Source organism: uncultured Romboutsia sp. (genome assembly GCF_958366745.1).
Taxonomy (GTDB): domain Bacteria; phylum Bacillota; class Clostridia; order Peptostreptococcales; family Peptostreptococcaceae; genus Romboutsia; species Romboutsia timonensis.
In genome coordinates this window covers 1-4,343 of the sequence record NZ_CATXCO010000198.1, presented here as the reverse complement: position 1 = coordinate 4,343, position 4,343 = coordinate 1, and the positions used below count along the sequence as shown (strand labels likewise).

Annotated in this window: 5 protein-coding genes; all 5 read right to left on the bottom strand. The window is 26.7% G+C overall.

Annotated elements, in window-relative coordinates; genetic code table 11:
• Positions 1 to 50: 50 nt before the first annotated feature.
• Entirely contained in the window at positions 51 to 383 is a 333-nt protein-coding gene (locus tag Q5F54_RS11080) for a hypothetical protein (protein ID WP_071120720.1), read from the bottom strand.
• 246 nt (positions 384 to 629) lie between these two features.
• Positions 630 to 1,574: a siderophore ABC transporter substrate-binding protein gene (locus tag Q5F54_RS11075; RefSeq protein ID WP_281538273.1), complete on the bottom strand. Its 945-nt coding sequence runs from the start codon at positions 1,572 to 1,574 to the stop codon at positions 630 to 632.
• A 72-nt stretch (positions 1,575 to 1,646) separates the two neighbouring features.
• Positions 1,647 to 2,402 carry an ABC transporter ATP-binding protein gene (locus tag Q5F54_RS11070; RefSeq protein WP_281538274.1) on the bottom strand — a complete coding sequence of 252 codons (756 nt, stop codon included), beginning with the start codon at positions 2,400 to 2,402 and terminating at the stop codon, positions 1,647 to 1,649.
• Positions 2,399 to 3,421 (bottom strand): iron chelate uptake ABC transporter family permease subunit, encoded by a 1,023-nt coding sequence (locus tag Q5F54_RS11065; RefSeq protein ID WP_302334437.1) that lies wholly within the window; start codon positions 3,419 to 3,421, stop codon positions 2,399 to 2,401. The genes Q5F54_RS11070 and Q5F54_RS11065 overlap by 4 nt, the downstream gene beginning before the upstream one ends.
• A partial coding sequence (locus Q5F54_RS11060) for an ABC transporter permease (RefSeq protein WP_302334436.1) occupies positions 3,405 to 4,343 on the bottom strand: 939 nt, incomplete at its 5' end. The genes Q5F54_RS11065 and Q5F54_RS11060, both read right to left, overlap by 17 nt.

Here is a 4,343-nt window from a genome sequence, read left to right as displayed (position 1 = left end):
TACGCTCTGAGGAGTTGATTATATCAACTCCTTTATTATTTCTTAATTATTTACTTTTTATCTTTATCATATTTATTCTTTTCTTCTTCAACATGTTCAAGGTAGTTTTGAACTTCATCATGTAATTCATTATTACAATTTTCAGACTTTACCTCTTCTACTTTAGCTTGTTCTATATTATCAGTAAAACCATCATATGTTTCATATTCCATAGTGTAAACTCTATCACAATATGGACAAGCTTCAAGTTCATAATCTTCCATTCCCCATATTTCTTCTTCTAGGTCATCTACTCTACTTTTTAAATTTTGGTATAATATATATCCTCCAATTCCTAAAAATCCAGCGGTAATAAACATAGCTCTTTTTTTAAAGCAATTCATAGTTATGTCTCTCCTTTCTAGCTAAAGTACTTTCTTATAAATAGTATTTGTATTATTTGTTTAAATAAACTATATATTATATTTTCTTAAAAACAAAATTCGCTTTGCTCAAAAACATTATTTTTATATTTATAAAATTATTGATATTACTTATATTCATAGGTTATGTACAAATATATTTATGATATAACTTCCTTACACGTAAAAAACTGGATAAGGAATTAACCTTATCCAGTTTATATTAAACTATTTTAATGCATCTTTAACGTTATTTATCATAGTTTGAGTAGAATCTAATCCACCTGCAACTACATACCACGCTGCTGAATCTAAGTATACTATTTTATCATTTTTATATGCATCTGTTGATTTTATTAAATCATTATCAAATAAAGCTTTAGCTGTACCTTCTCCACCAATAGCACTTCCTTTATCTACAACGAATATGTACTCTGGGTTTTGTTCTGCTAAGTATTCAAAAGTAACTTGTTGACCATGATTAGATTCTTCTATTGTTTCATCTTTATTTGTAATTCCTAATTGATTATATATTAAACCAAATCTAGATTTATCAGAGAATACACTTAAGTTTCCTTCACTAACCATAGTAGTTAAAGCATTAACATTCTTTTTTTGTGCCATAGCCTTAACTTCATCCATTTGCTTTGTTAAGTTATCTAAGTTTTCTTTCACAAAGTCTTCTTTACCGAATATTTTACCTAATACATCTAAATTACGGCTAAAATCATTTAAATAATCACTTCCATCTACTGATAAGTATACAGTTGTAGCTATTTCAGCAAATTTGTCGTACATATCTGCTTGTCTTCCACTTATTATTATTAAATCTGGATTTAATTCATTAATTGCTTCAAAATCAGGCTCTTTTAATCCACCTAAGTCAGAATATTTATCTTCTTTATATTTTGATAAATATTCTGGTAAAGATCCCTTTGGAAGTCCAACAACATCAACTCCCATATTATCTAATATATCTAATATTCCATAGTCAAATGTAACTACTCTTTCAGGATTTTTTGTAACTTCAATAGTTCCATTTTCATCTTGAACTGCAACTATTTCAGTTCCTTTCACTTCTGTTTCTTGTGCTTTATCTTTACCACCTAATGTAAATGCACCTAATAATCCTACTATTGCAACCCCTGCAATAATTGCTGCTTTTTTATTCATAATAACTCCCTCCAAGTTTTTTATTTTTTTATATTAATTATCTTTATCGATGTAAAAAGATAATCATTATCATTAATAATATATACTTATTTTATTTCCATCAATTTCTTGAACATTAAAATCCATTTCATATATTTCTCTTAATATATCTTCATTTATAATCTCATCTACTGTCCCTTGTCTTGCTATTTTCCCATCTTTAAGTGCTACTATATAGTCTGAGTAACAAGCTGTAAAGTTTATATCATGCATTACAAGTATTATAGTTTTTCCTAATTCATCACAAAGGTTTCTTAATACCTTCATCATAGATGAAGCATTTTTCATATCTAGGTTATTAAGAGGTTCATCTAAGAATATATATTCTGTTCCTTGAGCTATTACCATTGCTATAAAAGCTCTTTGTCTTTGTCCTCCACTTAATTCATCTAAGTATTTATTTTGTATATCAACTAAGTTCATATACTCTATAGCATCATCTACAAACTTTTCGTCTTCTTCAGTTAATCTTCCTTCACAATATGGGAATCTTCCAAAGCTAACTAATTCTCTTATAGTAAGCCTCATATTTAAGTTGTTTGATTGTTTAAGAATGGCTATCTTTTTTGACAACTCTTTTTTATCCCACTGGCTAATTTCTTTTCCTTCTATATAAACTTCTCCTAAGTCTCTTTTCATAAGTCTTGTTATTATAGATAAAAGAGTACTTTTACCAGCACCATTCGGTCCTATAAAAGAAGTTATCTTTCCTTTTTCTATATTTACAGATACATCATTGACTACTTTTTTATTATCGTATTTTTTTAATATATTTTTAACTAAAATCATATTCTACTCTCCTTTAATAATAAGTACATAAAGTATATTCCACCTATTAAGTTTATAATTACACTTACTGGTGTGCTAAAGTTAAATATTCTTTCTGCTAATAACTGTCCAGTTACTAATATAAATACACTTAATAATACAGACATTGATATTAAGTACTTATGTTTATAAGTTGTTATCATTTGTCTTGAAAGATTTACTACTAATAATCCTAAAAATGTGATTGGACCTACTAGTGCTGTTGATATTGATATGAATATTGATACTGTTACAAATAGTTTTCTAACTAATTTGTCATAATCTATACCTAAGTTTATAGCTTGGTCTCTGCCTAAATTTATAACATCTAAATATTTTAAATCATCACATACAAATGGAATTACTAGTATTATTAATATGATTGATATTAATAATATATCTACATTAACATTATTAAAACTTGCAAATAGTTTATTTTGTAGTACTAAATATTCATTTGGATCTATAACCATTTGCATGAAAGATGATAAACTACTAAATAATGTACCACCTATCATACCTACTAGTAATAGAAATAATATATTTGAATTTTCTTTTTTAAACATCATTTTATAAAGTAATGAAGATAATAATATCATACCTCCTACACATATTATAAAATTATATTTTTTGTTTACTATAAATACACTTGAACTCCCTAAGACAAATACTATTACTGTTTGTATTAATACATATAATGAATCAAGTCCCATAACATTAGGAGTTAATATTTTGTTTCCTGTTATAGTTTGGAATATTGTAGTTGAAATTGATATACATACTCCTGGTAATATTATAGATAACAGTTTTGGTATACGTTGAGATAAAGCATAATCCATATTATTTGCATTTAACCCTATACTTAAAAACAAACCACTTACTATTAATATAAGTATACCTAAAATTAAAATTTTATTTTTAGCGTCACTTTCTTTATTATTTTTCTTATTTATATTTTTATTTTCTTCTTTTTCTCTATTTAATTTAGCATTTAGCTCCATATCCAGACCTCCTAAATATCATACCAAGGAATATTACACTTCCTAATACTCCAACTGTAAGACCAACTGATAACTCATATGGATATATAATTATTCTACTTAATATATCACATACTAAAACAAACAATGCTCCAAACAGTGCAGTATGACCTATATTTTCTCCAACATTATCTCCTTTATATAAAGAAACTATATTAGGAACGATAAGCCCTATATATGGTATATTACCAGCTGTTATTACAACTGATACTGTTACTAATGCTATTATAACTAATCCTAAATTAACAACTTTTTCATAATCCATTCCTAAATTCTTAGCAAAATCTTCCCCCATACCAGCTACAGTAAACTTATTAGCATATAAAATTGCTATTATTATAAGTGGTATGCTTATATAAATTAACTCATAATTTCCTCTAAGTATCATTGAGAATTTCCCCTGCATCCAAGAACCTATATTTTGCATAAGTTCAAATCTATATCCTAAGAAACTAGTAATAGATCCTATTATATTTCCACACATTATCCCAACTAATGGAATAAAAATTGCATCTTTAAATTTTAATGTCCTTATAAATTTCATAAATATGTATGTTCCAGCCAATGCAAATGCAAATGATATTAGAGCTTTTTGTATTGGTGATGCATTTGGCATTAGTATCATTGCTACAACTATTCCAAGTTGTGCTGAATCTATTGTAGCTCCTGTAGTTGGAGATACAAATTTATTTTTACTAATCTGTTGCATTATAAGTCCACATATACTCATTCCCATTCCTGCAAGTATTATAGCTATAAGTCTCGGAACTCTACTTATTAACATTACATTTATGCTATCATTATTAAAGCTAATAAGATCTGAAATAGTAATATTCTTAGCCCCTATAAGTAAAGAAACCAAAGACAATAAAATTAACATTAT